21 protein-coding genes are annotated in these 25,766 nt (G+C 60.9%); 7 read left to right on the top strand and 14 right to left on the bottom strand.

From position 1 onward, the window contains the following. Nucleotides 1-247: 247 nt before the first annotated feature. From V1290_RS33120 to V1290_RS33110, 3 genes are all read left to right on the top strand, one after another. Entirely contained in the window at nt 248-1,486 is a 1,239-nt protein-coding gene (locus V1290_RS33120; protein WP_334368244.1) for a vanadium-dependent haloperoxidase, read from the top strand. Between the two features lie 629 nt (nt 1,487-2,115). Next, entirely contained in the window at nt 2,116-3,366 is a 1,251-nt protein-coding gene (locus V1290_RS33115) for a vanadium-dependent haloperoxidase (RefSeq protein ID WP_334368243.1), read from the top strand. A 145-nt stretch (nt 3,367-3,511) separates the two neighbouring features. Beyond that, nucleotides 3,512-4,129 carry a L,D-transpeptidase gene (locus V1290_RS33110; RefSeq protein ID WP_334368242.1) on the top strand — a complete coding sequence of 206 codons (618 nt, stop codon included), beginning with the start codon at nt 3,512-3,514 and terminating at the stop codon, nt 4,127-4,129. A 314-nt stretch (nt 4,130-4,443) separates the two neighbouring features. Here the strand turns inward: V1290_RS33110 and V1290_RS33105 are convergent, their stop codons facing one another. The 3 genes from V1290_RS33105 to V1290_RS33095 all read right to left on the bottom strand — a co-directional run bounded on the left by V1290_RS33105 (nt 4,444) and on the right by V1290_RS33095 (nt 8,692). Continuing rightward, nucleotides 4,444-4,923 (bottom strand): Crp/Fnr family transcriptional regulator, encoded by a 480-nt coding sequence (locus V1290_RS33105; RefSeq protein WP_334369254.1) that lies wholly within the window; start codon nt 4,921-4,923, stop codon nt 4,444-4,446. 105 nt (nt 4,924-5,028) lie between these two features. Continuing rightward, a complete protein-coding gene (locus tag V1290_RS33100) occupies nt 5,029-6,318 on the bottom strand; it encodes a serine hydrolase domain-containing protein (RefSeq protein ID WP_334368241.1) in 1,290 nt (429 codons plus the stop codon). 178 nt (nt 6,319-6,496) lie between these two features. Next, nucleotides 6,497-8,692, bottom strand: coding sequence for an ATP-binding protein (locus tag V1290_RS33095; protein WP_334368240.1), 2,196 nt, complete (start codon nt 8,690-8,692; stop codon nt 6,497-6,499). A 236-nt stretch (nt 8,693-8,928) separates the two neighbouring features. On the opposite strand from V1290_RS33095, the gene V1290_RS33090 reads away from it, so the two are divergent. After that, nucleotides 8,929-10,320 (top strand): ABC transporter substrate-binding protein, encoded by a 1,392-nt coding sequence (locus tag V1290_RS33090; RefSeq protein ID WP_334368238.1) that lies wholly within the window; start codon nt 8,929-8,931, stop codon nt 10,318-10,320. Nucleotides 10,321-10,489: 169 nt separating this feature from the next. Here the strand turns inward: V1290_RS33090 and V1290_RS33085 are convergent, their stop codons facing one another. From V1290_RS33085 to V1290_RS33075, 3 genes are all read right to left on the bottom strand, one after another. Further along, the gene (locus tag V1290_RS33085) at nt 10,490-11,257 is read right to left on the bottom strand and encodes a substrate-binding periplasmic protein (protein ID WP_334368237.1); all 768 of its coding nucleotides are present in this window, start codon (nt 11,255-11,257) and stop codon (nt 10,490-10,492) included. A gap of 37 nt (nt 11,258-11,294) precedes the next feature. Next, nucleotides 11,295-11,642 carry a c-type cytochrome gene (locus tag V1290_RS33080; RefSeq protein WP_334368236.1) on the bottom strand — a complete coding sequence of 116 codons (348 nt, stop codon included), beginning with the start codon at nt 11,640-11,642 and terminating at the stop codon, nt 11,295-11,297. A 94-nt stretch (nt 11,643-11,736) separates the two neighbouring features. Next, nucleotides 11,737-13,461 carry a pyrroloquinoline quinone-dependent dehydrogenase gene (locus V1290_RS33075; RefSeq protein ID WP_334368235.1) on the bottom strand — a complete coding sequence of 575 codons (1,725 nt, stop codon included), beginning with the start codon at nt 13,459-13,461 and terminating at the stop codon, nt 11,737-11,739. Between the two features lie 461 nt (nt 13,462-13,922). On the opposite strand from V1290_RS33075, the gene V1290_RS33070 reads away from it, so the two are divergent. Both V1290_RS33070 and V1290_RS33065 read left to right on the top strand, forming a co-directional pair. Beyond that, nucleotides 13,923-14,252 (top strand): transporter substrate-binding domain-containing protein, encoded by a 330-nt coding sequence (locus tag V1290_RS33070; RefSeq protein WP_334368234.1) that lies wholly within the window; start codon nt 13,923-13,925, stop codon nt 14,250-14,252. A 241-nt stretch (nt 14,253-14,493) separates the two neighbouring features. Beyond that, nucleotides 14,494-15,939, top strand: a complete 1,446-nt coding sequence (locus V1290_RS33065; protein ID WP_334368233.1) for an SGNH/GDSL hydrolase family protein — start codon at nt 14,494-14,496, stop codon at nt 15,937-15,939. 255 nt (nt 15,940-16,194) lie between these two features. Here the strand turns inward: V1290_RS33065 and V1290_RS33060 are convergent, their stop codons facing one another. Then, a complete protein-coding gene (locus V1290_RS33060; RefSeq protein WP_334368232.1) occupies nt 16,195-16,485 on the bottom strand; it encodes a hypothetical protein in 291 nt (96 codons plus the stop codon). A 1-nt stretch (nt 16,486) separates the two neighbouring features. Here V1290_RS33060 and V1290_RS33055 point away from each other — a divergent pair, with 1 nt between their 5' ends. Continuing rightward, nucleotides 16,487-17,248, top strand: coding sequence for an N-acetylmuramoyl-L-alanine amidase family protein (locus V1290_RS33055; RefSeq protein ID WP_334368231.1), 762 nt, complete (start codon nt 16,487-16,489; stop codon nt 17,246-17,248). Between the two features lie 39 nt (nt 17,249-17,287). Here V1290_RS33055 and V1290_RS33050 read toward each other — a convergent pair whose 3' ends face one another. The 7 genes from V1290_RS33050 to V1290_RS33020 form a co-directional block, all read right to left on the bottom strand. Next, entirely contained in the window at nt 17,288-18,316 is a 1,029-nt protein-coding gene (locus V1290_RS33050; protein WP_442895094.1) for a hypothetical protein, read from the bottom strand. A gap of 147 nt (nt 18,317-18,463) precedes the next feature. Beyond that, nucleotides 18,464-19,303, bottom strand: a complete 840-nt coding sequence (locus V1290_RS33045) for an ABC transporter ATP-binding protein (protein ID WP_334368229.1) — start codon at nt 19,301-19,303, stop codon at nt 18,464-18,466. Nucleotides 19,304-19,380: 77 nt separating this feature from the next. Continuing rightward, entirely contained in the window at nt 19,381-20,700 is a 1,320-nt protein-coding gene (locus tag V1290_RS33040; RefSeq protein WP_334368228.1) for an ABC transporter substrate-binding protein, read from the bottom strand. 130 nt (nt 20,701-20,830) lie between these two features. Further along, a complete protein-coding gene (locus tag V1290_RS33035; RefSeq protein ID WP_334368227.1) occupies nt 20,831-21,958 on the bottom strand; it encodes a branched-chain amino acid ABC transporter permease in 1,128 nt (375 codons plus the stop codon). A 15-nt stretch (nt 21,959-21,973) separates the two neighbouring features. Beyond that, nucleotides 21,974-22,858 (bottom strand): branched-chain amino acid ABC transporter permease, encoded by an 885-nt coding sequence (locus V1290_RS33030; RefSeq protein ID WP_442895093.1) that lies wholly within the window; start codon nt 22,856-22,858, stop codon nt 21,974-21,976. Between the two features lie 46 nt (nt 22,859-22,904). Next, nucleotides 22,905-23,699: an ABC transporter ATP-binding protein gene (locus tag V1290_RS33025; protein ID WP_334368225.1), complete on the bottom strand. Its 795-nt coding sequence runs from the start codon at nt 23,697-23,699 to the stop codon at nt 22,905-22,907. Beyond that, on the bottom strand, nt 23,696-25,666 hold the full coding sequence (locus tag V1290_RS33020) for an AMP-binding protein (RefSeq protein ID WP_334368224.1): 1,971 nt from the start codon (nt 25,664-25,666) through the stop codon (nt 23,696-23,698). The genes V1290_RS33025 and V1290_RS33020 overlap by 4 nt, the downstream gene beginning before the upstream one ends. Between the last annotated feature and the right edge of the window lie 100 nt (nt 25,667-25,766).

Below are 25,766 nucleotides of genomic sequence, written 5' to 3'. Positions count from 1 at the left end.
CAGCTTCCCCAGTCTAGGCCTGAGCTCACCGTGGGATCAACGAGATTGTCGGTCGGCGCCCGCCTCAGCAAAAATTCAGAGAGACGCGATGGCTAGTGCCGCAAAAGCCGATAGTCCCGCTCGGGATGTCTCTCGCGCCACAGGTGAAGTGGTTCACACCAAGATGAAATGCGGAGGACTAAGGTGCCCACGCCCACCTGGGGTGAAACAACACCCCATTGCGTGGGCGGCAAAAAGGAGTCTTCCGATGAAATCCGTTTTAGGAATGTCGGCAGCTACTCTGCTGCCGGGCATCATCGCTGCCGCGCTGTTGGGCGCGCCAGCGCGCGCCGATGTCGTCACTGACTGGAACGTGACCACCGGTACCCTGGTGGCCAATGACCTCGGCAACAATCCCAAACTGCGCACCTTGGCCATGGTGCATGTTGCGATGTCGGATGCGATCAATACCGTGCATAACCGCTACACCCGCGTGGTCGCGACGGTTCCGGCTACGCCTGGCGCGTCGGCCGAAGCCGCGGCCGCGGCGGCCGCGCGGCAGATCCTTGTTCAGATCTACCCAACCAAGAAGGACAAGATCGAAGAGGCCTACGCGGCATCGCTCCAGGCGATCCCGGACGGGTCTGCCAAGACCGAGGGCATCAAGCTGGGTATGGCGGTCGCCGACGCAGTACAGGCCGACCGCGCAAACGACGGCACCGACGCTGCGGACACTTACCGGCCGCACACTGCCCCAGGGGTATGGGTGCCGACCACACCGCCGATCCGGGAACAATACGCGCGCGCAAAGCCATGGGTGTTTGGGAGTGCCCAGCAGTTCCGGCCCGGCCCGCCGCCAGCACTGTCGAGCGCCGAGTGGGCGCGAGACTACAACGAAGTCAAGAGCCTCGGCGGCACCAAGAGCACGGCGCGTACCGCCGAGCAGACCGAGGCGGTTAAATTCTGGGAAAACACTAATTTCGGCCCGGCATGGCAGGCGGCGGCACGCGAGCTCGCGATGAAGCAGGAGATGCCACTCGCCGAATGTGCCCGCCTGTTCGCCCTGCTCAACATGAGTCTGGCGAACGCCTACATCGTCAATTGGGACGCGAAGTACACCTACAATTTCTGGCGACCGGTCACCGCGATCCGCAATGGCGACCAGGACGGCAACGATGCGACCGAGCGCGATGCCGGCTGGACCTCGTTCAACCCGACGCCGATGCATCCAGAATATCCCTCGCAGGCGACCATCAACGCAACGATCGCGACGGCGGTTCTGGAATCGGTGTTCGGTCCCGTGAAGGCGATTCCTTTCACGGCAACCGATGTGCGAGATGCGAAGCGAACGCGGCAATTCGCCAGCCTGGCCGATATGGCGGAGGAGCAGAAGAATGTCCGCGTGTGGGGCGGTGTGCACTATCGATTCGCGATCCGCACCAGCGAGGACGTGGGCCGAAAGGTCGCGGCCTACATGATCGAGAACACGCTCAAGCGGGCGCCTTGAGCTCTCGAGTTTGATCACGCGAAAGCCCCGGATGAAAATCCGGGGCATTCGCCTATGGACGAATGTCGCGTGAGCAGTTTGAATTCGGGACAACTTAGTTGTCCGATCTGTGGAAACACACAATCCACACTTTTCGCTTTGCCGTTGAACCTTCGCGACGTTCCCCTGACCCACCCTAAGGGGCTCTCGGGACCACAGGAGGTTCTGATGACGAAGCATCGAACGATAACTGGGTTCGTGGCTGTCGCTCTGCTTGCTGTTGCCGCATCCGCCGCCACCATGAGGTCGCACTCGCCTTCGACGGAGAGCATTGCCGTCTCCGCCGGCACGACCATGTCGAATGGCCGCACGGTTGACGCGAACGAACTCCCAACTGCGAGTTTTGACGAGCGCTGGTCCGCGATGTCTTCTTCGACAACGGACACGCCCGAGCAATAGGCTCGCCGTTCGCTAAGTGCCGCCGCGATCGGCCGACTTGGCGAAAGTTGCAATGGACCCTTGGCAGTTGGGCGACGCCTTCGCGTGACGGAGCACAGATGCGGCTGCGCGCACGACAAGATGAATACGGAGGTACGTACACACGACATCGACAGTCATTTGAAAGTCCACCTTTTTCGAAGGAGGCAACGATGAACGTACTGAAAGCTGCAATCGTCGGCCTGGGACTAATTTCAGCCAATACAGCGGTCCACGCGGACGTCATCGCCGATTGGAACAACACCGCAATGGCCGTGATGAAGGCGGTCAACGTTGGCGGTAATCCGTGGACGCGCAGCATGGCCCTCGTAAACGTGTCCATGTCTGACGCGGTCAACTCGGTGCAGAACCGATATTCGCGTTACATACAGGAGCTTCCAATTGACCCGAACGCTTCAGCCGAGGCCGCCGCTGCGGCGGCTGCCCGCGAAATTCTCATGCGCCAGTATCCCGGCCAGAAGGAGCGGATCGATGCAGCCTTCGCGGAGACGATGAAAATCATTCCGGACAACCCCGCTCGGGCCGCGGGTATTGATTTAGGCGCAAAAGTTGCGGACGCCGTTTTCGCCGAACGTCAGAGCGACGCGACAAACGCGCCCGACACATACCGCCCGTTCACCACGGCTGGCATATGGGTGCCGACCACGCCGCCGCTCTTCCCTCAATATGCGACAGCCAAGCCGTGGGGCTTGGAGAGTGCAAGTCAGTTCCGCCCGGGTGCGCCCCCGGCCCTCAACAGCGCTCTTTATGCGCGCGATTACAATGAAACCAAGGAAATGGGTGGGGTAAAAAGCGCGAAGCGGACCGACGCGCAGTCCGACGCCGTGCGCTTCTGGACGCAAGCCAACCTCGGGCCCGCATGGTTCCAGGCGGCTCGGCAGGCTTCCGCTCGTCATGGCCTCCCGGTGGCAGAAAGCGCGCGAGTGTTTGCACTGATGTCCATGGCTCTCGCCAACTGCTTCATCGTCGATTGGGACGCCAAATTCCAATACAATTTCTGGCGGCCGATTACCGCGATCCGCAACGGCGACCAGGACGGCAACGATGCGACGGAGCGCGAGGCAGGCTGGCAGCCTCTGAACACTACGCCGATGCATCCCGAATACCCGTCGCAGGCCGGGATCAACGCGGGTGCGGCACAAGGCGTTCTGGAAGCTGTTTTCGGCGCCGGGACAGAAAGCTTCACCGCGACCGATACTTCCGACGCGCGCCTTTCGCGCCAATTCACCAGCTTTGCGCAGATGACCCAGGAGCACAAAGAAGTGCGCATCTGGGGCGGCATTCATTTCCGCAATTCGCTGGAGGTCGGAGAAGCGATGGGTCGCAAGATCGCCGACCATCTGGTGGCAAACTACTACGTGAAGCCGACGCATGTTTCGGCGCCATCTCAAGGCACTCGGTAATCGGGCGGCGTGCTGCGGCTTGCCGCAGCACGTCACCTGGCTAGGTCGTGATGCCCCGGCCTGACCCGATCCGGGAGCGACGCCTTGATTTCCACACTTTTTGAGCAAACAAATTACGTCCATGTGGACTCTTGGAGGACACGCGATGATGGGGCGTGGGCTCGCGTTGTTACTGGTAGGGCTGCTGGGCGGCTGTATGCAAGCGACGCTTGCACCATCGTCGAATGCCAGTTTGACCCCAAGGGACCGGCAGTTGCTCGCCCGCACGCCTTACGCGCAGGCCAGCATTCCCGAGACTTATCGCCGGCATATTGTCGACTACACGCGCAAGGAGCAGCCGGGAACGATCCTGGTCGATACCAACGCCAAGTATCTGTACTACGTCTTGCCTGGGGGCAAGGCGATCCGCTACGGCGTGACGGTGGGAGAGGAAGCGCTGGCCTGGTCCGGCGTCGCTACGGTTGGCCGCATGGCGGAATGGCCGGATTGGATCCCGACGGCGGAGATCCAGGCCCGGCTCGGGCCCTACCCGAAGCGCGTTGCCGGAGGTCCGGCCAATCCGCTGGGCGCGCGGGCGATCTATCTTTACGAGGGCAACAAGGACACGCTGTACCGCATCCACGGCACCAACCAGCCGGAATATATCGGTCAAGCCATTTCGTCCGGCTGCATCCGCATGACCAACGAAGATGTTATCGATCTCGTCAATCGGGTGAAGCTCGGCGCGATCGTCGTCGTCCTCCCGCCGGGCCGGAGTGCGTAGCGAGCTAGAGCGTGATGTTTTTTTGGCCGCGGACGCGCTTTTCCTCTCCCGCTTGCGGGGGAGGCGTAGGCCACCTTCGGTGGCCGTCCTCTGAGACGCCGAGGCAAAGCCTCAGCTATGGCGAAGCGCCGGGCGGGGCTCTCTCCACTCAGGCAGTGTCGCCCGTGGAGACACCCCCACCCCAACCCTCCCCGCAAGCGGGAGAGGGAGCGCACCTCCTTCGTGGTCCAAATCAAATCCAATTTCATATTGGTTTAGGGAGCGTTCGCCGTTCGCAGTTTTTCGTCCCACCCGCGCCGCGCGCGAAACCTGCGTCATTGCCTCGCGTGAAGCATCTGCAGCCTGGCAATGCGGTCGTCGGCGCGGCGGAGCCGCCGACAAAGCTCGCGGTTGATATTCTGCATAACCATCACATACGCATGGATGTCGGCTTTGTAGCACATGTAGAGTTTTTGGGCTGTGAGCTCGTACAGCATGGTTGGGCTCTCCGCGACGACGGTGGCTGATCGGTTCTGCATTTCGATAAGCGTCATTTCGCCGAAGAAATCACCGGGCCCGAGATCCGCCATGCGAATGACGCGTCCGGCATCCGCCCGCTTGCTCACCACGAGGTGGCCAGAGTGAACAATGAACATGGAGCGCCCCGGTTCTCCTTCCGCGACGACAGTGGCACCGGCGTTGAAGCGGCGCTCGACCAGCATCGAGATCAGGAGATCGAGGCCCGCATCTGAAAGGCCACCGAAGAAAGGTGTGGCGAGCAAGAACGCTTTCAGATCGGGGGAGCTGATAGCCATCGATAAATATACTCCCGCTCCTGGAGGTAGACCGAGAGCACCGTTTGAGCGGAACGTCACCCGCCTTGCGGGAGCAGACCGATCCCCAGGCTGGTTATCAAACCTTCAATCGGCCGCATAGAACGCCTCCCGGACGGGATTCGAAATGGGACCGGAGCCAATGATCGCCGTCTGGGTCATGACTACGCCGATGACGCGGTTTGTCGGATCGATCCAAAACTGCGTGCCATAGATGCCGCCCCATCCATAGCTACCGGCCGGAAGACGGCTCTTGGCTGCGGCGGGATCGGTCAGGATTCCAAAGCCCAGCGTGAAGCCCCAACCGGGTCCGCGAATCGTCGGCATGTTGCCAGTCGCGTTCTGCGTCATCTGCCGGACCGTCTCGGCGCGGAGCACCCGCACGCCGTCAAGCTCGCCCTCGTTCAGCAGCATCTGCAAGAACCGCACGTAGTCACCGATAGTGGCACTCATGCCGGCGCCGCCGGAATTGTACGCAGTCGGAGAGAAGGCGCGGTTCGGGTCGAGGCTGGCAGTGCCCTTGGTGGGTGGGAACGGCACTGCCTCAGGTCCCATCACGGGAACGTAGCCTGTGCCGAGTGCGCCCGTGACCTGTGCGGGTCGCGTCACCTGCACGAAGCGTGAGCGAACGGTATCAGGCGCGTTGAACACAAAGCTCTCGATGCGCAAGGGCTTTGCAATGCGCTCGGTGACAAAAGATTGCAGGCTGTTTCCCGTCACCTTCTCGATGACGGCGCCGAGCACGTCCGTCGCGAGCGAGTATTCCCAGCCCGTACCAGGCTGATAGCCAAGCGGAACGGAGGCGAGACGCTGCATTGCTTCAGCGGTGGTTACTTCGGGCTGATCTAGCCCGTCGGTCACGCGCGCGTCGCGATATGCATCCACAAGCCGAGCATTATTGATGAAGTTATAGGAGAGCCCGGCGGTATGGGTCAGCAATTCGCGGATGGTCGGGGGCCTGTTGGCCGGCCCCTCGGCGCCGTCGGGCCCTCGCACCCGAAGCTTGGTGAACTCGGGGAGGAAGCGGCTAACCGGATCATCCAGGCCAATCTTGCCCTGCTCGACAAGGATCATCGCCGCCACCGAGGTGACAGCCTTCGTCATTGAGGCAACTCGGAACATGTCGTTTGCGCCGATCGGCGCGGTACTTCCAACCTCGCGAACGCCGACGCTGCGGCTGTAGACCGGGCGGCCGTCCTGGAGGATCAGCACCACGATACCCGGAGTGCTGCGGCCTTCCACCAAGCCCCGCAGGACTTCATCGAGCTTGGCGTTGCGCGCCTCTGGCGAAAACGCCAGGGCCACCGGGATGGGGCTGAGCGCGAAAGCTATTACTGCGGCCGCAAGCAGTCGGATGACAAGACGACGTGAGATCATGATATCCCTCCCGTAGACCTGTTCTGGCGCGCCATTCTGCAGCTACTTGAGACCGGAAGCAATGTCTCGGGCACGCACATGTCCGCGTTTGCCTCATTGTGGCCGGTCCGAGCATAGCGCAGGGACATTTGCTCCAACCGCGAACGGCTCCTCACTTTGCTTCTCGCAACCCGCAACCTCACGCGGCCGGATTGGACCGGATCTGCCGGGCTTGAACGCTCTCGTCTTGTTCCAGCGGCAGCGAAAATTGAAACACGGCGCCCCGCGGTTCGTTCGCGCTCGCCCACATCCGTCCCCCGTGAGCCTCGACCATCGACCGGCAGATCGCGAGGCCCATGCCCATGCCCTTCGCCTTCGTCGTATAGAAGGCCTCGAACACGCGCTCGACATCCGCCGGGTCCAGGCCCGGGCCGGAATCGCGAACCGTGACGAGCACGCCGCCCGCGGCCTCCCTCTCGCTGTTGATCCGCAGTGCGCCTGCCCGCTGGTCGACGCCCTCCATGGCTTCAATGGCATTGAGGATCAGGTTCAGAATCACCTGCTGCAGTTGGGTGCGATCGCCTTTCACCATAGGCAAGCCCGGCGCGAGGTTGGTCTGCAGCAAGATGCCGTGCTTGACCATTTCGCTCCGGGTCAGCACGACCATTTCGAGGATGGCTTCATTGAGGTCGAACCGATCGTTCCGCGGCGGCACCTTGTTGATGAGGGCCCGGATCCCGCTGATGACGTTGCCGGCGCGCTTGCCGTCCTCGACGATACGGCGAAGGGAATCGCGAACCTCGCCGAGATTGGGCGGTTGAGCGCTGAGCCAGCGCAGGGCAGCCCCGGCATTGGTAACCGTCGCCGCGATCGGCTGGTTGACCTCATGGGCAATCGAGGCCGTCAATTGACCCATCGTGGTGACGCGATTGGCGTGCGCGAGCTCCGCCTGCATGGCGCGCAAGGATTCCTCGGCCCGCCTGCGTTCGGTGATGTGCCGCCCGACGCCGCGGTAGCCGACGAAGCGCCCCGTCTTGTCAAACACCGGCAGCCCGGAGACGGACACGTAACGCTTGCTGCCGTCGGGGCCAGCTCGCGCAAGCTCAAAATCGCGAAACGGCAGGTGGGCATCGAGCGTTTCCCGGTGCTTGCGCCAGGCCTCTTCATCCGGCTCCAGGTAAGGCACTTCCCAACGGGTCTTGCCGATCTCGGCGCCCGGCGCCGGCGCGTCGGCAAGGCTCTCCGCGAACTCCTGGTGAGTGAAGCGGTGTTGCGCATCAGTCTCCCAGTACACGTCGAAGGAGAACTGCACGAGGGTGCGAAAGCGTTCCTCGCTCTGCCGCAGCGCCTCTTCCGCTCGCTTGCGCTCGGTCAGATCGAGCACGAAGCTGACACCTTGATTTGGGTTTTGTTCGAACATCACCCCGCCGATCAGCACCGGTACGCGGCTGCCGTCTTTCCGGAAGTACTCTTTCTCGGATGGTTGGACGGTCCCCGTCCGTCTCAGCTCTTCCGCGGCACGTGCGTCGCGGTCGCGCCATTCTGCCGGCGTCAGGTCGGTCCAGTTCAGCCGACCCGAGGCAAGATTCTCGCGGTCGTAGCTTAACATATGGAGAAACGCGTCATTGGCCTCGAGAATGCGACCGTCGAGCTCCCAAATGACGATGCCGACGATGTTGGCGTCGACCAGGCGCCGGATCTTCTTATCGCGCGCCAGGAGATCGCCGTGGAGCGCGACGTTCTCCGCGATCGCCTTACGCCGCCTTATCGCTTCGAGCCGTGCAAGCGCCAACGCCACCACCGCCAGGACTGCGACAATGACGATCGCGGTCGCGATCAGCCTGGCTTTGCGTTGTTCGAGTGCCTCGGCGCGCTTCTCCTGATCCACGAGCAGGAGACGCTCGTGGTCCACCATCTGGTCGATCTGCGACCTTATCTCGTCCAGGCTGCGGATCATGGTCAGCGCCGCCAGCCCGGAGGTGCTGGCCGTCTTGACGATGTCATCGATCTCACGCAGCTTTGCTGCAACTGTCAGCGCTAGATGTCCGGCACGATGGTTCTGCAAGGGATCGTTCGCGACCAGAGCCTGGAGCGCCTGCGTGTCTCGTCGTACGCTTTCGTCGGAGACGCCGTAAGCCTTGAGATATGAGGGGTCGAGAGTCAGCAGATACTCGCGTCTTTGGGCCTCCACGTCGGCGATGACCGCCCGCAGCCGATCCAGCGTGTCGAGCACCTGTCGACTCTTTTCGTGTGCAAGACTTGCCGCTTGTCGCTCCTGCCAATATCGAAGGCCGAGAAACCCGGTCGAGACCACGACAGCCAGAACCACCGCGACAACCACCAGCGTCAGCGGACGAGCAAACCACCGAAAGGACTGGGTCAGAGGGATTGACATTAGCCTTAAGTCTTCGATGCTCGCGTGAGCGGCTCTTTTCTGATGCCGATGAAGAGTATTGCCAGTATAGTAAAAATACAGCCGCGGTCTGCGTAGTTTAGATAGGAACCGGCACGCGCCAACCCTGCAGATTGCACCGGCTTAGAAGCCCGTCAGTCCCCTCGCAAGGGGCCAGAACGTCACGGGTGGGGTCGCTCGGCTGTTGTGAAGGCCCACTCCCCGCCAGGAGCAACCACATGGCTCCAAATGAAACGGTGCAGGGTGAAAAGCCTCCGAGCCGTCCGGGGTCGGCCAGCCGGCGCAGCTTCGTCAAGGGATTGGGCGCGGCCGGCGTCGCCCTGCCGGCCCTCGCCATCCTGCCACGGTGGGGTTTCGCAGAGGATGTCGCCGGTGTCTATGCGCACGCTGCGATAGATTGGAGGCAATTTGCCGGGCAGACGATCACGCTCGCAGGCGCGATCCATCCCTGGTCGAACGCGATCACACCGCTTTTGTGGGATTTCACCAAGCTCACCGGCATCAGCGTCGTTACCGACTTCCGATTGGAGACCGCGTATATGGGCGCGCTCCCGATCCAGCTCGCCCGCGGCAGCAGCACACCCGACGTCTTCATGTTTACGGCCTATGGCCAGGGCATCTCAAAAGGATGGCTCGAGCCGCTGAACGCCTATTATTCCGACAGGTCGCTGACCGATCTCGGCTGGTATGACGAGAATGATCTTCTCCAGACAGCCCGAGCCTTTCCGTTGTGGCCGGACGGCGAACGCTACGCCTGCCCGATCACATCCGAGGCGGTGACCTTGTTCATCAACGGCGACGCGATGGCAGCCAGGAATCTGCGCGTTCCCCAGACTTTCGATGAGCTGCTCGCCACCGCCAACGCGGCCAAGACCAGTGAGATGTCGGGCATCGCCATGCGGGCGCAGGCCGGCGGCAATTCGTCCGTGCCGGCCATGAGCTTCGTGTTCTCCTATGGCGGGGACATGGTCAAGGACAACAAGGCCGCTTTCGCGGGCCCGGAGGCGATCGCGGCCGTCGAGATGTACGGTCGACTGCTCAGCCAAGCCGGACCCAGCGGTGTGAGCGGCTATGAATGGTACCACGTGCTGGACGATTTCCTGCAGCGCAAGACGGCGATGGCGATCGACAGCAGCAACTTCGCCACCGACATCTCCAATCCAGCCAAAAGCCAAGTTGCCGGGCGGACTGTGTTCGCCGCCTTTCCACATGTCGCCGGCCGCACGTCCGTGCCCTTCATGTCGCACTGGCAGGCCTGCATCAATTCCCATTCCCGAAACAAGCGGGCGGCGTTCTTGTTTCTGATGTGGGCGACAAGCAAGCCAACCTCGCTGCGGACCGCCGCAGCGGGGCTGGCGACGACACGCGTGTCGGCCTGGTCGAGCGAGGACTTCAAGAAGGCGTTCGGCGCACAAGCCGCGGAGGCAGCGCTGACCAACTTGCAGAATGCCGATGTTGACCGCGCCAAGGCGATTCTTTTCCATGCGCTCTCGAGACCCATCCTGGACGCATTCATGATCGGCGTGAATGAAGTGGTCACCGGAGCGAGATCGGCGAAGATTGCGATGACCAACGCCGCCGAGAAGGCCAATGCGGCGATCCGCGGATAGCAGGGCTATTACGAGCGCGATGTCCGCCTTGAGTCCGCCAATGCGCGGTATCGAGAATGCTGGCCAATCGGGGCTTCCGTGCTCGACGGGCTTGCGCGCTCCCGGCCCGATCAAGCGTTGACATCAGAACACTGCAAAGGTCGCCACGACGACGCGCACCGGCGCGCAACTATTTCGGCGATTGCAGGATGACGCCGTAGCGCCGGTAGATTCGCTCGACCGTGCCGTCGGCGCGCAGCCGCTCCAGAGCCCCATCAATCGCATCGCGCAAGCTGTCATCCGGCCGGACCATGCCAACAGCGACATTCCAGTTGAGGTTCGCCTCGCTCTCGTCGCGATCCAATATGCGGAGCGCTTTGTCCGGATGCGTCAGGTTGAAATAGCTCGCCGCCGTCGGCGTGACCGCCGCCGCGTCGATCTCATGGTTGGCCACGGCCTCAAGGCTGTCGATCTCAAACCCGAAAGTCGATGTCGGTACACGCCGCTGACTAATGACCATCGCCGCGAAGGATCCGACCAGGACCCCGACCTTCGTGTGCCCGTCGAGACTCTTGAACGACGTGAGCTTGCTGGCCTGCGGCACGGCCAGGACAACGCCAGTGCGATAGTAGGGTTTTGAAATCCTCAAGTTGGTCTCGCCTTGCGCCTCGCGATCGGCAATCACATCCAGAAGAATGTCGCAACCGGCGCTGCGCATCTGGTACCGGGTGATAATCCAGTCGAGCTCCAGCGAGACGCCGAGTTCGCGTGCCAGCGCCTGTCCCAATTCGACCTGAAATCCTGGCGGATCGCCGGCCTTGCTCGCGAATGGAAGCGAGTTGGGATGAGCACATAATCCAAGCACGCCGGTCGAGCGGATGGCGTCGAGGGGACGCGCCTGAGCCGGGCCGATCAGCCCGATGACGGCGCCGACCATGAACGGGAGAATCGTCTTCATTCCGTGTCCCCGTATGGATGGATCGGGTCTCGGCAGCTCAGCCCTCGCGCGGCTTCAAGGCCCGGATGTACTTGACCATCTGTTCGATCTGCGCGTCGGTGAAGGCCCCAGCGAATCCAGGCATTGCGCCTTCCTTGCCGTTCTTTATGCGGTCACGCAAAAAATCGTCGTCTCGTGGTGAATTCATCAGTTGTGGCCCCTTGCCGGCAGCTCGGCCGCCACTGGAGTGACAAAAGCCGCAGGTCCCTGCGAACAACTGCTCGACGTCGAACGTCCCGTTGTCGGGCGCAGGGCTCGCAGGCTGCGTCCGGACCGACCCGGCACACGCCAATGACGCGCCCAGCACCGCCGATAGCAGTGCGATGTTCTTCAAGTGCAATTTCAAAACGTCCGGCTCCATTTCCCTGAAAGCCACCCAGCCGCTTCAACGCACGGGGAGCAGGCTTGCGCCCGCCCCCCGGCAGATCGTTTGCGATCGCCTATTTGAGGCTGAAGACGACGAGCATGCCGTCGTCGCGCGGCATGCTCTTGTAGATGCCGCCGAAGTTTGGCCCATATTCGTCCGCCAACATGCCGCCGAAGCCCGCTGTCACGGCAATGTATTGCTTGCCGCCGACAGAGTAGCTGACGATGCCACCCTGATGGCCGGTGCCGTTGTTGTGATTCCACAGCTCGGTCCCTGTTTCGGCATCGTAGGCGTGAATGGTGCCGCGCGAATCAGGCACGAACACGAGATTGCCTGCGGTCGATAGCACACTGCCAAGCGGCGGCTCGGGGTAGCGAACCTCCCATTTCTTAACCCCGGTCACGGGGTCGCGCGCGTCGAGATGACCATAGATCTCGCCGCCCGGAGGAGGCGCCATCTTGAAATCGGCGCCGATGTTAAGCTGTACCTGTGGACTCGTCACCGGCGTCGTCTTCTGGACGTCGAGCGTCATGCACCATTCCTGGCCGATCTTGTAGTAGAGGCCCGTTTTTGGACTGTACGACCCGGCGTTCCAGCTTATGCCGCCACCAATGAATGGGCACAGCGGCGGGTCGGTGACCTTCCCCGCAGTGAAGTCGCGACGCCCGATCAGCGCGCCCGTCTTGGGATCGATGTCCTTGACGAAATTGATGTTCTGAACGAGCCGCCAGACGTTCTTCACGGCGAGATTGCGGTCGTAAACAAAGATGAAGCCGCCCTTGTTCGGATGGACGATGAGCTTCTGGCCGTCGCGCTCGAGCATCACGAACTCGCCGACGGCGCTGTCAAAGTCCCAGGCATCGTGCGGCAGCTCCTGATGGTAGAATTTCAATTTGCCGGTATCGATGTCGAGACCGATCACTGAGCTTGTGTAGAGATTGTCACCGGGACGCGCGCCTTGCGTCTTATAGTCCGCTCCCGACCAATCGTAGAGCGGCGCCGGGTTGGCAGTGCCCCACAAGAGGGTGTTGGTCTCGGAATCGTAGGTGCCGGGCATCCAGCCGCCGCCTCCACCGGTGCGCCAGGAGTCACCGCCCCAGGTCTTCATGGCTTCGTCGGTGCCGGCAACCGTCAGGAACTCCCATTTCTTTTTCCCCGTGGCGGCATCGATGGCGAAGATCGGGCCGCGGCCGGGCCACTCACCGCCCTGCGCGCCGATGATCACCAAGCCCTTGGCATAGAGAGGCGCACCGGTGAAGCCGACCGTCAGCTTCTGGGAATCGATCAGCTTGGTGTCCCACGCCACCCTGCCGGTCTTCGCGTCCAGCGCGATGAGCCGACCGTCCACTGTGCCGACGTAGACTTTGCCCTCTCCGAGGGCGACACCGCGATTGTAAGGCGAGTGCGTCTGCCGCTTGATCAACGCCTCGTCCAGTTCCGGGAAATAGTGCCAGATCAACTCGCCGGTGGCGCCGTTCAGCGCGAAGGTTCGGCTGTACGAGCCGGTGTAGTAAAGCACGCCATCGGCCACCAGCGGCATCGACTGCACCCCGCGGGTGGATTTTCCCGGAATATGCATCCAGGCGACACCCAAGTTTCCGACGTTGCTGGTGTTGATCTGAGCGAGCGGGCTGTAGTGATGCGACTTGTAGGAACCGTGATAGGTCAGCCAGTCATTCTGGCCGGCGGCCTCGATCCGTGCGGTATCAACCGTTTGTGCAAAGGCTGACGATGCGACAAGCGTCGCACCGATCGCAACTGCAACGGGTAGAGAAAAATAACCCAAATGCTTCTTCATCCGTATTTCCTCCCCTTGGTCTTGCTCTTGCGCTGGTCACTACACTGTCCGGCCCGCCGCACCTGATCGTCTCCCGAGGCGATCGTTTTGTGCCGCGCGCCGGACAATTCCGATTTCCGTTTTCATGAGACGCCCCATTCCGCTCAGGCTCCATCCGTAGCGCAAGCCAACGGTTTCCAGGCAGCGGTCGGCTCGCATCTCAGCAGCCGCTTCCTTGAACAACTGTCCGACACGATCGTGTTCCCTTTGTGGGCGACATTGATGCTGACAGCGACATTGCCGATACCGCAATTGATGCATCGCACCATCGGCTGTCGGCCTACCCTCCGCGCGCGTGGAGCATTCGCAGCACCACGTCCAATTCCTTCCCGGCTTACACGGGCTTTGCTGCAGTCTAGCGTAGTTTCACGGGATCCGCACCCGTTTCGGTCTTGTAAACCCTGACCGAACGCCAGGTCTCCATGATGCTCGCCAAGGGCGGCACCGCCACGTCTCCATTCGTGTATGAGGACGACATTGTCGCGGCATTGGCCAATCGCGAGATCGAGGCCGCCGCCGTCACACCGATGACGGTCGGCTGGTTCAACCTGCAGCATGCCGACAAGCCGCTGCGCCTGATTCCGGCGTTCGACAACGATTCTGATTTGAACTGGAATATTGCGGCGGGGCTGCTCCGCCCCGACGACAAGCTGCAACAGCGTGTCGATGCGGCGATCGAGGCGCTCCTGGCCGATGGCAGCATCGCGCGGATCTATGCTCGCTATGGCATCGAGCTGCGGCCTCCGCAGTGAGGCTATCGGATTGGTGTATTGTTATGGGACGTGCGCACGACGCATATGGGCCGTGCTTGCGTGTTCCGCACCGAGATGACACGCTTCACGGTAAACTGAGACCGGCCACAGGGCCTTTGTGCTAGTCTGGCGGACGTAGGTTCTGCGTGTGTGCGGTCCAGAAGCATGCCAAGGGAACCCAAAAAGGCAATGCATCTTTACCGAGCGTGGTTGGCTGATTGCGCTGGCCGTGGCGGTGGGAATGTTGCTCGGCCTGGCCGGCCCAACCTCTGCACAGTTCTTTAATTTCGGCGGATATCAGCAGCGGCCGCAACCGCAACGCGGCGGCGGCTGGTTTGGCAACGAACGCGGTGGCGGCGGCTGGTACGGTAACGATACGTTTGCGCCGTACCAGGAGCAAGCGCCGCAGCCCCGTTGGAGTGGGCGGCAAGCGCCTCCGCCGGTGCGCGAGGATTTTTCAAAGGCGCCGCCGCCCGAAAAACGCAATGGTGTACCGGAGCGCCACATTCTTGTGCTCGGTGACGCCATGGCGGACTGGCTCGCCTATGGGCTTGAGAACATCTATGCCGATCAGCCTGAGATGGGCGTGATCCGCAAACACAAGACAGTTTCCGGCCTGATCAAGTACCAGCCGAAGGGCGATCCCGCCGATTGGGCCGCCGCTGCCAAAGGCATTCTCGCCACCGAAAAGGCGGACGCCATTGTCGTCATGCTCGGGCTCGATGATCGCGTCACAATCCGCGAGCCGGCGGTCGACAAATCCGACAATAAGGCTGGGAACAAGAAGGACGCCAAGGCGAAACCTGATGGCAAGGCTTCGAGCGCAAAGCCCGAGGCGAAGCCCGATGGCGCAGCCAAGGTGCCGGATCCCGAATTGCCGCCGGACGATGCCGCCGAAAACAGTGGCGCGCGGGCGGTGGTTGAACCGGAGAGGAGCGCGCATTCGCCGAACGACATCCATGAGTTTCGCGAGAAACGCTGGGTCGAACTCTACATGGCAAAGATCGAGGAGATGATCGGCGTACTCAAGTCCAAGGGTGTGCCTGTGCTGTGGGTGGGTCTGCCGGTGGTACGTGGCGCCAAGTCGACCGCCGACACGGCGTTTCTGAATACGCTCTATCGCGATGCGGCCGGCAAAGCCGGTATCACCTATGTCGATGTCTGGGACGGATTTGTCGATGAAACCGGCCGCTTCTTGCAGCACGGCCCCGACTTCGAAGGGCAGATCCGCCGGCTGCGCTCTTCCGATGGCGTGTACTTCACCAAGGCCGGCGCGCTCAAGCTCGCGCATTACGCCGAGCGCGAGATCAACCGCCTGTTGGCTGCGCGTTCCGCACCGGTTGTGCTGCCCACTGAGCCGGCCACGCCCGACGCCAGTGCGCGGCCGGATCAGCCGGCGCCACGTCCGCTGGCCGGGCCGATCGTTCCCTTGACGGCCTCCTCTGTCGGCACGAATCAATTGCTCGGCGGTCCGGGGGCGCGGACGGTGACAATGGATGCGCAGGCGGCGCGGGTCTTGATCACAGGGGAGCCTTTGTCGGCGCCAGCCGGTCGCGCCGACGATTTTGCCTGGCCACGACGTGAAATCGAAGGGGCCAAGGGTGAGACGCCAGTGGCATCAACATCGCTCGATGCCAACGCACGGGCGCCGGCGGCATCGCTGAAGCCGAAAAAGCAACGCCGCTAGAGTGAGACCAACAATCGCTTTTGACGGTTTCCAAGAAATGGCCGAAAGCCTGTTTCAGTGCATAACTATGTGGCTCAATGACAACACTGATATGAAATCGCGCGATTGGATGCCGTAATCGCTCTCATCCGACTTGTATCCGCCCTCATTGGATTGCGACCCTTGCGTGTCGAATTCGGTAGGTGGGGTACGATATGTTTTCCATCGGCTGTGCCAGGACTTCGTTCGTCGACATCAACGCAAGCCTCATTCGCATTAGCGCGCCTTCGGGTTCGGTCTCCGGGCGAGCATGAAGCGCCGCGCGTTCATTTGTGTTCTCGGCGGTATCGCTTCGCGATTTTGGCGCCGTGGCCGCATCGTCATTGCCGTGATGGCCGCAATGGTGCTTCTGCCGATCGACGTCAGCGACGCGGGTTGGCTGTCGGACATCTTCAAAGGCTCGTCAAAACAGGCCAAATCGCCAAAACAAGGCAAGCCGTCAAAGCACGTCACTTCGCGCAAGCCAGCCACTTTGGCGAAGCGAGCCGCCTCGCCAAAGCGCCGCACCGTGAAGCTTGCCGCCCTGGGGCCGGTCGCCTTGCCCTCTGCAGCTTTCAAACCGGTCGCCCCCCTGTGCGATCCCTCCAAGTTCCGGATCGTTCTGGATGTGGGACACACCGGCGAATCGGAAGGCGCGATCAGCGCCCGCAACGTTCCCGAGTTTGTCTTCAATCTGCACCTTGCGAAGCGGATCGAGGAAAAGTTGAAGGCCGAGGGCTTTACTGAAACCAGGTTGCTCGTGACCGAGGGCAAGGCGAGGCACAGCCTCTTCAAACGCGTCGCCGCCGCCAACAATCTTCCCGCGGATCTCTTGCTGTCGATCCACCATGACTCCGTGCCCAACAAATTCCTCGAGGACTGGGAGTTCGAGGGAAAGAAAAGCCATTTCAGCGACCGCTTCAGCGGATATTCCGTCTTCGTCTCCCGCAGCAACCCGGACTTCAAGACAAGTTTCGCCTTCGCCGAACTGATCGCCAAGGAAATGAAGGCCCAGGGCCTCGACTATGCCAAGCAATATTCCCAGTCCATCATGGGCAGGTACCAGCGCGAGCTACTGAACAAGGAGACCGGCGTCTATCGCTACGATGAGCTCATCGTGCTGAGAAAAACCCGGATGGCTGCCGTCCTGCTGGAAGCGGGCTCGATCATCAACCGGGACGAGGAGCTCAAGATGAGCTCGCCTGAACGGCGGGACATCATCAGCAGCAGTGTCACGGCGGCGGTGAAGCAATTTTGCGAGCCCCGATGGGCTATGCTCGGTCCGCTCTGACGGCGCGGTAGCGTCGCATCTGAACCCCGCCTGCCGGCTTCAACCCTTTGACTGCTTCTTGATTTCGTCGAATGTGGAAAGCGCTCGTTCAAATTTTTCGTTGAACAGCCACATCGCATCGAGAATTTCGCGGTAGGTCGCGGATGTTTTGGCCCGGTCAGCCCGTCCGAAGGTGAAAACGCTGTTATTTCGCAGATAGGCCATGATCTTCGGGTCGGAAATTCTGTGGTCGACCAGGTTGCGCGAGCCGAGCGCAGACCTGGTCGGGCTCGGGATAATCTGGATCAGTTCAAACAGCTTCATTTGATCGATCGGATCCGGCAGCGTTTTCACGATCGCCGGTACTTGCGGGAAAATATCCGCCTGTGCGTTCATGAGGCCATCCCGCACCGCAGTCCAGTGGTTATACCGATGGTCCAGATTGCCGGCCCGTGCCTCTTCCTTGTCGTCGCGGGCGTTCAGTGCGGGATCAAAGGCTGCGATCGACTTCTTTATCGCGGCCCATTTCCTTCGCCCGTTTTGATCTTCGGGTACGCCTGTTTGCAAGCTGCCCTTATATTTGTTCGAGCGCGCATTCCCGATGTTCTGATTGCCATTTGTCTCGGCAAAGAACAGGCCCAGGCTGATACGGCCTGCTGCTTCGGCATTGGCCGCATCAAGGCCCTTGGCTCGCGCAATGGCCGCGCCCAGATCGACAACGTCCTTGAATGGAGTATCCGAGTTTTGCGCGTTGGCGGGCGGCGCCTGCATCAGGTCGAAAAGTCTCCTGTACTCGTCGAGCAGCGGCTCATTGTCGGCGCTAAAATACGCCGGGGGGATTCCGTATTTGTTGGGCCCGCCTATCTTGGACGGAAGAGCGTCGGTGAGATCCTTGTACGCGCTGATCATGTTGTTGCGTGCAAGGTAGAGGGCTTGTCCTGGCAAGTTCGGTAGTCGCTGGTTCGAATTGATCTGCGCGCGCCGCTGGCCCAGGATCGACTCAAAATTGCTCCGTGCATTATTGTATGTATTGAGCGCATCCGATTGTTTTCTGGTGAGTGAGACCGGCTCGCCCATCGCAGGCGACATGAAGCTGAGATTGCCGATGGCGGCCGCCACGAGCGAGGTGACCGTGCCGACGATAGCATTGGAGGCAACGGAACCCGGCGCAATGAAGAAGATTCCGAGAGCAAGAGCTGCCGCGGGCGCAGCAGTATGGCTTTTTATCCCCATGACCTAAGCGAGCCAGCGCTTGCGTCGCTTGTAGTGCTTCACATCGCGGAATGATTTGCGCTTGTCCCCGGCGATGCCGAGATAGAATTCCTTGACATCCTCATTTGTGGCGAGCGCCCGCGCCTCGCCATCCATAACTACGCGCCCATTTTCGAGGATGTATCCGTGCCTGGCGTATTTGAGCGCCATATTCGTGTTCTGCTCGGCGAGCAGGAACGTGACATTTTCCCTGACGTTTAGATCCTTGACGATCTCGAAGATCTCTTCGACGATCTGCGGAGCGAGGCCCATTGATGGCTCGTCGAGCAGGATCATCTTCGGGCGCGACATCAGCGCACGGCCGATTGCGCACATCTGCTGTTCGCCACCCGACGTATAGCCGGCGGTGGAACCGCGCCGCTCCCTGAGACGGGGAAAATAGGCATAGACCCGCTCGAGATCATCCGCGATCGCGGACTTGCCGTCCACGCGCGTGAATGCGCCGGTCAGGAGATTTTCTTCGACAGTGAGGTGGGCGAAGCAGCGCCGTCCCTCCATCACCTGAATGCAGCCGCGCCGCACTAGATCGTTTGGCGACAGCGACTGCACTTCAACACCGTCAAACAGGATTGAGCCCTTGGTGACCTCGCCGCGCTCTGAACGCAGCAGACTGGAAATCGCCTTCAGAGTCGTTGTCTTGCCCGCACCATTGGCGCCGAGAAGCGCGACGATTCCGCCCCGCGGCACATCCAGCGATACGCCCTTCAATACCAGGATGACGTGATCGTACACGACCTCGATGTTGTTGACCGACAGGAACGGCGCCGCCGCTTCTGTCGTTGTGGCGGCCTTGGGAATTGACACGCTGCTCCCTCCAAACTGTTACAGCTTCGGAATCCCCGGAAGGAAGCGAACGCTCCTTCCGGATCTCCGAGATGTTCTCAGCTCTCTTTCGAGCAGTCGCGAGGCTGAATCTTCTTGTCCGCGGCATACTTCGCGGAAACTTCGTCAACGAGCGGTTCGGTCTCGGATTGGTTGGCCGTATACCAGTCGGATATGATCTTCCAACCCTTGCCGTCCCACTGCTGTACGCGGCCGTCCCGCGCGCCCTCGTGATCAGAGCAGGAAATCTTGACCGGCTTCAACATGCCCTCGAAGCCGAGTTCCTTGAGACGAGCTTCAGAGAGATTGAGGTTCTCAAGACCCCAACGAACCTGCTCGCCCGTCAGCGGCTTCTTGCCGAACTTTTCCTGCGCCTTGCGGATCCCCTCCACCCCCAGCATGGCGTTCACCATACCGCGGTTATAGAGAACCTCGCCGACCTTGCCGGGTTCCGACGCGCCCTTGCCCTTTGCATAGACGTGCTTCTCGATCTCGGCATGCACGGGGAATTTGCCCGCGCCATGCTGAAGCATCAGCGCCTTGTAGCCGACGGCTTGATCGCCAGCGGGCTGCACATCCGGCTCTGCGCCCGACCACCAAACACCGATCATCTTGTCGCGCGGATAGGCAACGGCCGCAGCTTCCTTGACTGCGGTCCCGTTCATAACGCCCCAGCCCCAGACCAAGACATAGTCCGGCCGGTTCTGGCGGATCCCCAGCCATTGCGACTTCTGTTCGACACCGGGATGCGTAACCGGGATCGGCGTGAACTCAAAGCCGTACTTCTTGGCCAGCACCTGCAGCATCGGGATCGGCTCCTTGCCGTATGGGCTGTCGTGATAGAGCAGCGAAATCTTCTTGCCCTTCAGCTTGTCGAAGCCGCCCACCTCCTTGGCGACGTGCTGGATCGCGATATCGGCCGCGGACCAGTACGTGCCGAGCAGCGGGAAATTGTAGGCGAACACGGCGCCGTTCTTGGAATCGGCGCGGCCGTAACCCATGGTGATAATCGGGATCTTGTCAGTCGTGGTCTTCTCGGTGAGGGCGAATGTAATGCCGGTCGACAGCGGATTGACGAAGGCCGCGCCGGTAGGGCCCTTCCCCTTGAGGCGCTCGTAACATTCAACGCCCTTGTCGGTGGCGTAGCCGGTTTCGCATTCCTCGACCAAGAGCTTGACGCCGTTGATGCCGCCGTCGCGCTCGTTGACAAGGTTGTAATAGTCGGCCACGCCGTTTGCGTACGGCACGCCATTCACGGCGTACGCGCCCGTTCGGTAGGATAGTATCGGGATGAACTGCTCGCTCTGCGCTGCAGCAGGAGAGGCAAACGCCCCGCCTGAAAGTATGGCTGCAGCAAGTAATAGTTTGTTGCGTACCATATGAGTCTCCTCCTCGTTCAGCCCGTTTTTTCTTACCGGGTCTTGTTCTCGCGGGCTTCCTTGCCTCCTATTGCCAACGACCGCCGCTCCGCATTTGCGATCTTCGGCTTGCTTCGCACTGCCCGCCCCTTCAGTAGGGGAACGGCCACAGTCTGAGCTTCTCCTTGCCAATCGATATGAGCCGGGCAAACCCATGTGGCTCCTTGATGAGAAGATAGCAGATCAGCGATCCAAAGATGATGAATTCCAGATGAGTAATCGTCTCTGTCGACAGCGGCACACCGAGCTGGGTTGGAAGCAGGTTCAGCATGATGGGCAGGATCAGGATAAAGGCAGCACCGATGAATGACCCCATGATCGAACCCAACCCGCCGATGATCACCATGAACAGAAGCTGCAGCGAACGTTCGATCGAGAAGGCGAGCGGCTCCCACGAGCCCAGATAGACGAACGCCCAAAGTGCGCCCGCCACGCCGATGATAAATGAAGAGACCGCGAAAGCTGTAAGCTTCGCGTAGAGTGGCCGGATGCCGATGAGCTCCGCGGCTATGTCCATGTCACGGATTGCCATCCATTGTCTGCCGAGGTTGCCACGAACGAGATTCTTCGCCAGAAACGCGAACACCGTTACGAAGATCAGGCACAGCATATACCGCTCGATCGGCGTGCCTACGTTCAGACCGAAGAAATCCAGTGTCGGTGCACTGACCGACCCCGACGGCGCATAATTGGTGAACCACGACACCCGCAGGAACACCCAGTCAAAGAAGAACTGCGCTGCGAGTGTTGCGACCGCCAGATAGAGGCCCTTGATCCGCAGACTGGGAATACCGAAGAGGATGCCGACAACCGCTGCCGCCAGCCCGCCGAGCAAAATAGATAGCAGTACGGGCAACGGCGGGATCGAAATCGCGAAGCCAAGCCAGGCGAGCGGAATATGAACGCCGGTCCCCAACTTGTAGGCGGAGTAAGCGCCGATGGCCATGAACGCGCCGCTGCCGAGCGAGATCTGGCCGCAATAGCCGACCAGGATGTTTACGCCGATAGCGGCGAGCGCGAGGATCAGGAAGGGCAGCAGAATGGCGCGAAGCAGATAGTCGCTGCCGAACGGCCAAATGTCGAAGTCGGCCAGCAGCGGAACGCCAATGAAGGCGATACCAAGCAAGACCGCGAGCGCCATACGGTCCTGGCGGATCGGGAAAATCGCCATGTCCTCCGCGTAGGTCGTCTTGAATTGGCCTGCCTCGCGATAAAGCACAACTAACTCCTCATCTCAGATGCGCTCGATGATGCGCTCGCCGAACAGCCCCTGCGGCCGCACCAGCAGCACGGCCAGCGCCAGCACATAGGCGAACCAATATTCGATACCGCCGCCAATATGCGACCCCAGGAACACCTCGGCGAGCTTCTCGCCCGCACCTACAATAAGCCCGCCGACGATCGCTCCTGGGACCGAGGTAAGGCCCCCAATGATCAGAACCGGCAGGGCCTTCAGCGCGAGAAACGTGATCGAGAACTGCACACCCAGCTTGGTACCCCACACGGTCGCCGCAACGAGCGCAACGAGACCGGCAACAAGCCAGACCACAAACCAGATCCAGCCGATCGGAATCCCGACCGACTGCGCTGCCATGTGATCGTCGGCAACCGCCCTGAGTGCGCGACCAGTCTTGGTTTGCTGGAAGAAGATCGCGAGACCCGCGACCAGAATGCCGGCGATAAAGCCGCCCCAGACATCAAGCTGGTTGACCAGAATCCCACCCGGAAAGTGACTTTCGAACAGCAGCCAGATGTCGGTCGGGAACAGCCGCAACGGGTAAACATCGGAACCGAAGATCATCTGCGCCGCACCCTCGAGAACGAATGTCACGCCAATGGTGGACATGAACAGCGTGAGAGCGTTCTGATTGACAAGAGGTCCAATCACGAACCGCTCGATCAGCCAGGCCGCTATCGCCATGATCACGGCGGCAAAGCCGATGCCGACGACGATCGCAATCCAAAGCGGGAAGCCGTTGGCCACGAGGAGATCGAGCGAACGAACCAGCGCCAGCCCGGCGAGCAACACCATTGCGCCTTGCGCAAAATTAAACACGCCGGATGCCTTGAAGATCAACACGAAGCCGAGCGCGACCAGCGAATACAGGACGCCAGACATCAATCCGCCGATCAGCACCTCGAGAAATTGACCCAATGCGATCACACTATGCTCCCTGGTGCGCGATGCCGAGATAGGCGTCGATGACGTCCTGATTCTTCTTGACCTCATCCGGCGTTCCGTCGGCGATCTTCACGCCATGATCGAGCACCACCACGCGATGGGAGAGATCCATCACCACAGCCATGTCATGCTCGATCAGCGCGATGGTCGTGCCGTAATAATCGTTCACGTCGAGGATGAACCGCGACATGTCCTTCTTCTCTTCGAGGTTCATGCCTGCCATCGGTTCGTCAAGGAGAAGGAGATCGGGCTCCATCGCAAGGGCGCGGCCGAGTTCGACCCGTTTCTGCAGGCCGTATGGCAAGCGCGCGACCAGCACCTTGCGGATCGGTTCGATCTCCAGAAAATCGATGATCTCTTCGACCCGGTGCCGATGCTCGATCTCCTCCGCCAGCGCAGGGCCGTAGCGCAGCATCTGCCACAGCAGGCCCCGCCGCATCTTCAATGTGCGCCCAGCCATGATATTGTCGAGCGCGCTCATTCCCTTGAACAGCGCGACGTTTTGAAAGGTGCGCGCAATGCCGCCACGGGACGCCTCGAACGGCTGCATCTGGGCGCGGGTTCGTCCCTTGAAGGTGATGGCACCACGATTGGGATGATAGAATCCGTTGATGACGTTGAGCATCGAAGTCTTTCCGGCGCCATTCGGTCCGATGATGGCGCGAATTTCACCTTTCCTGATGTCAAGCGAAACATCCCTCAGCGCTTTCACGCCGCCAAACGCCAGCGATACCCCCTCGACCTGAAGCAGGATTTCGCTCGTGTCCGGCGTCCTCATGCGGCCCTCCCCAAGGGTTCCGTCGCGCCAATTGCCGGCACGTCGCGGATCTTGACCTGCGCCGCGATCACGCCCTTGCGGCCATCCTCAAAAGTGACTTCGGTGGAAATGTCGGCTTCATGCGAACCGTCGTAGAGCGCTGTGACCAATGGCGCATAGCGCTCGGCGATGATTCCGCGGCGAACTTTCTGCGTGCGTGTCAATTCGCCATCGTCGGCGTCGAGCTCCTTATGCAGAATCAGAAAGCGCCGAATCTGTGCGCCAGCCATCACCTTTTCCTCCGCGAGGGAGCGGTTCGCTTCGGCAACGCTTTTCGCCACCAGGTCGTAGACCAGTGGATGGCCCGCCAGTTCCTGATAGGAGCCGTAGGCAATGTTGTTGCGTTCGGCCCAGCTCCCGACCGCAGTCAGGTCGATATTGAGAATGGCGCAAGCGAACTCCCTGGAATCGCCGAAGGCGACCGCTTCCTTGATGCTTGGAAAGAACTTCAACTTGTTCTCAAGATACTTCGGCGCAAATATCGTTCCGTCGGCCAGCCGGCCCACATCCTTTGCGCGATCGATGATCTTCAGATGTCCCGTCTTCTCGTCGAAGAAGCCGGCATCACCGGTCTTGACGTAACCATCAGGCGTCAGGGTCTCCGCAGTTTTCGCCTGATCCTTGAAATATCGAACAAACATGCCGGGTGAACGGAATTGCACCTCGCCTGATTCCGCAATGCGAATGTCGACGTTCGGCGCCGCCGGCCCGACAGTATCGGAGTAGATCTCCCCGTCAGGCTGACACGTGACGTAGAGGAATGCTTCAGTCTGACCGTAGAGCTGCTTCAGGTTCAATCCGATCGAGCGGTAAAACGCGAAAAGATCCGGACCAATGGCCTCACCTGCAGTATAGGCAACGCGCACGCGAGACAGCCCGAGAACGTTTTTAAGGGGCTCGTAGAGTATCAAGCGTCCAAGCGCATAGAGTAGCCGGCCTGACACCGACACCGGCTTTCCGGTCAAAATCGATTCGCCATGTCGTCGCGCAATGCGGAGGAAGTAGTCGAACATACGCCGCTTGATTGGCGCAGCATCCTCCATGCGGATCATCACTCGCGTCAGCATGTTCTCGAAAACGCGCGGTGGAGCGAAATAGAAGGTTGGTCCGATCTCGCGCAAATCCTGCTCGACCGTCTCACCGCTCTCGGGACACGCCATGCAGAAACCGGCGGCAAGGCCCTGCGCATAGTTGAGGTAATGATCTCCCACCCAGGCGAGCGGCAGATAAGCAAGCGCCACGTCGTTCTCGGTCAACCTGTCGAACCTGACAGTATCAGTTACAGCGTCGATGCACCGTCGCGCCGACAGCATGACGCCCTTCGACGCGCCGGTTGTTCCCGAGGTATAGAGGATGATCGAGATGTCAGAACCTTCACCCTGACGGATGATTTCATCGATCTGCTCGCCAAGCGCAGCATTAACCGCAAGCGCGGCTCGGCCGTCTTCGATGACATCATGGATTGCGATCAGCCGGCTGTGATCGTAGTCGCGGAGTCCACGCGGTTCATCGTAGACAATCTTCCGGAGATGCCGCACCCGGTCGGATACGGACAAAATCTTGTCGACCTGCTCCTGATCCTGCGCTGCAACAAGCTTCACGTCGGCGTGGGCAAGGACGTAGGCAAGCTCGTCAGCCACCGCGTCCGAATAGACCGGAACCGGAATCGCACGCAGCGCCTGCGCTGCCATCATGGTCCAATAGAGCTTCGGCCGGTTGGAGCCGACGATGGCGAAAGTGTCGCCTGGCTGCAATCCAATCCGCTGCAAACCCGCGGCATAGGCACGTACGATCCCAGCGACCTCGGTCCAAGTCCATGTCTGCCAGATGCCAAGATCCTTATGCCGAAACGCCGGACGGTTGCCAAATTTCGCGGCGTTTCGCAGTAGCAACTTGGGGAACGTGTCAAACGATCCGCCATCGGCCATGTCGGTCTCCACCCAAAAACCGGCACGTTGGTTCGCGCCTGCTTATGGTGATCTGCGCTCTTTAGGCAGCAGCCATGCGAGTTCCGCATGCTTCCCTTGA

Source organism: Bradyrhizobium sp. AZCC 1578, from assembly GCF_036924675.1.
Taxonomy (GTDB): Bacteria; Pseudomonadota; Alphaproteobacteria; order Rhizobiales; family Xanthobacteraceae; genus Bradyrhizobium.
This window is presented reverse-complemented; position numbering and strand designations above follow the sequence as displayed.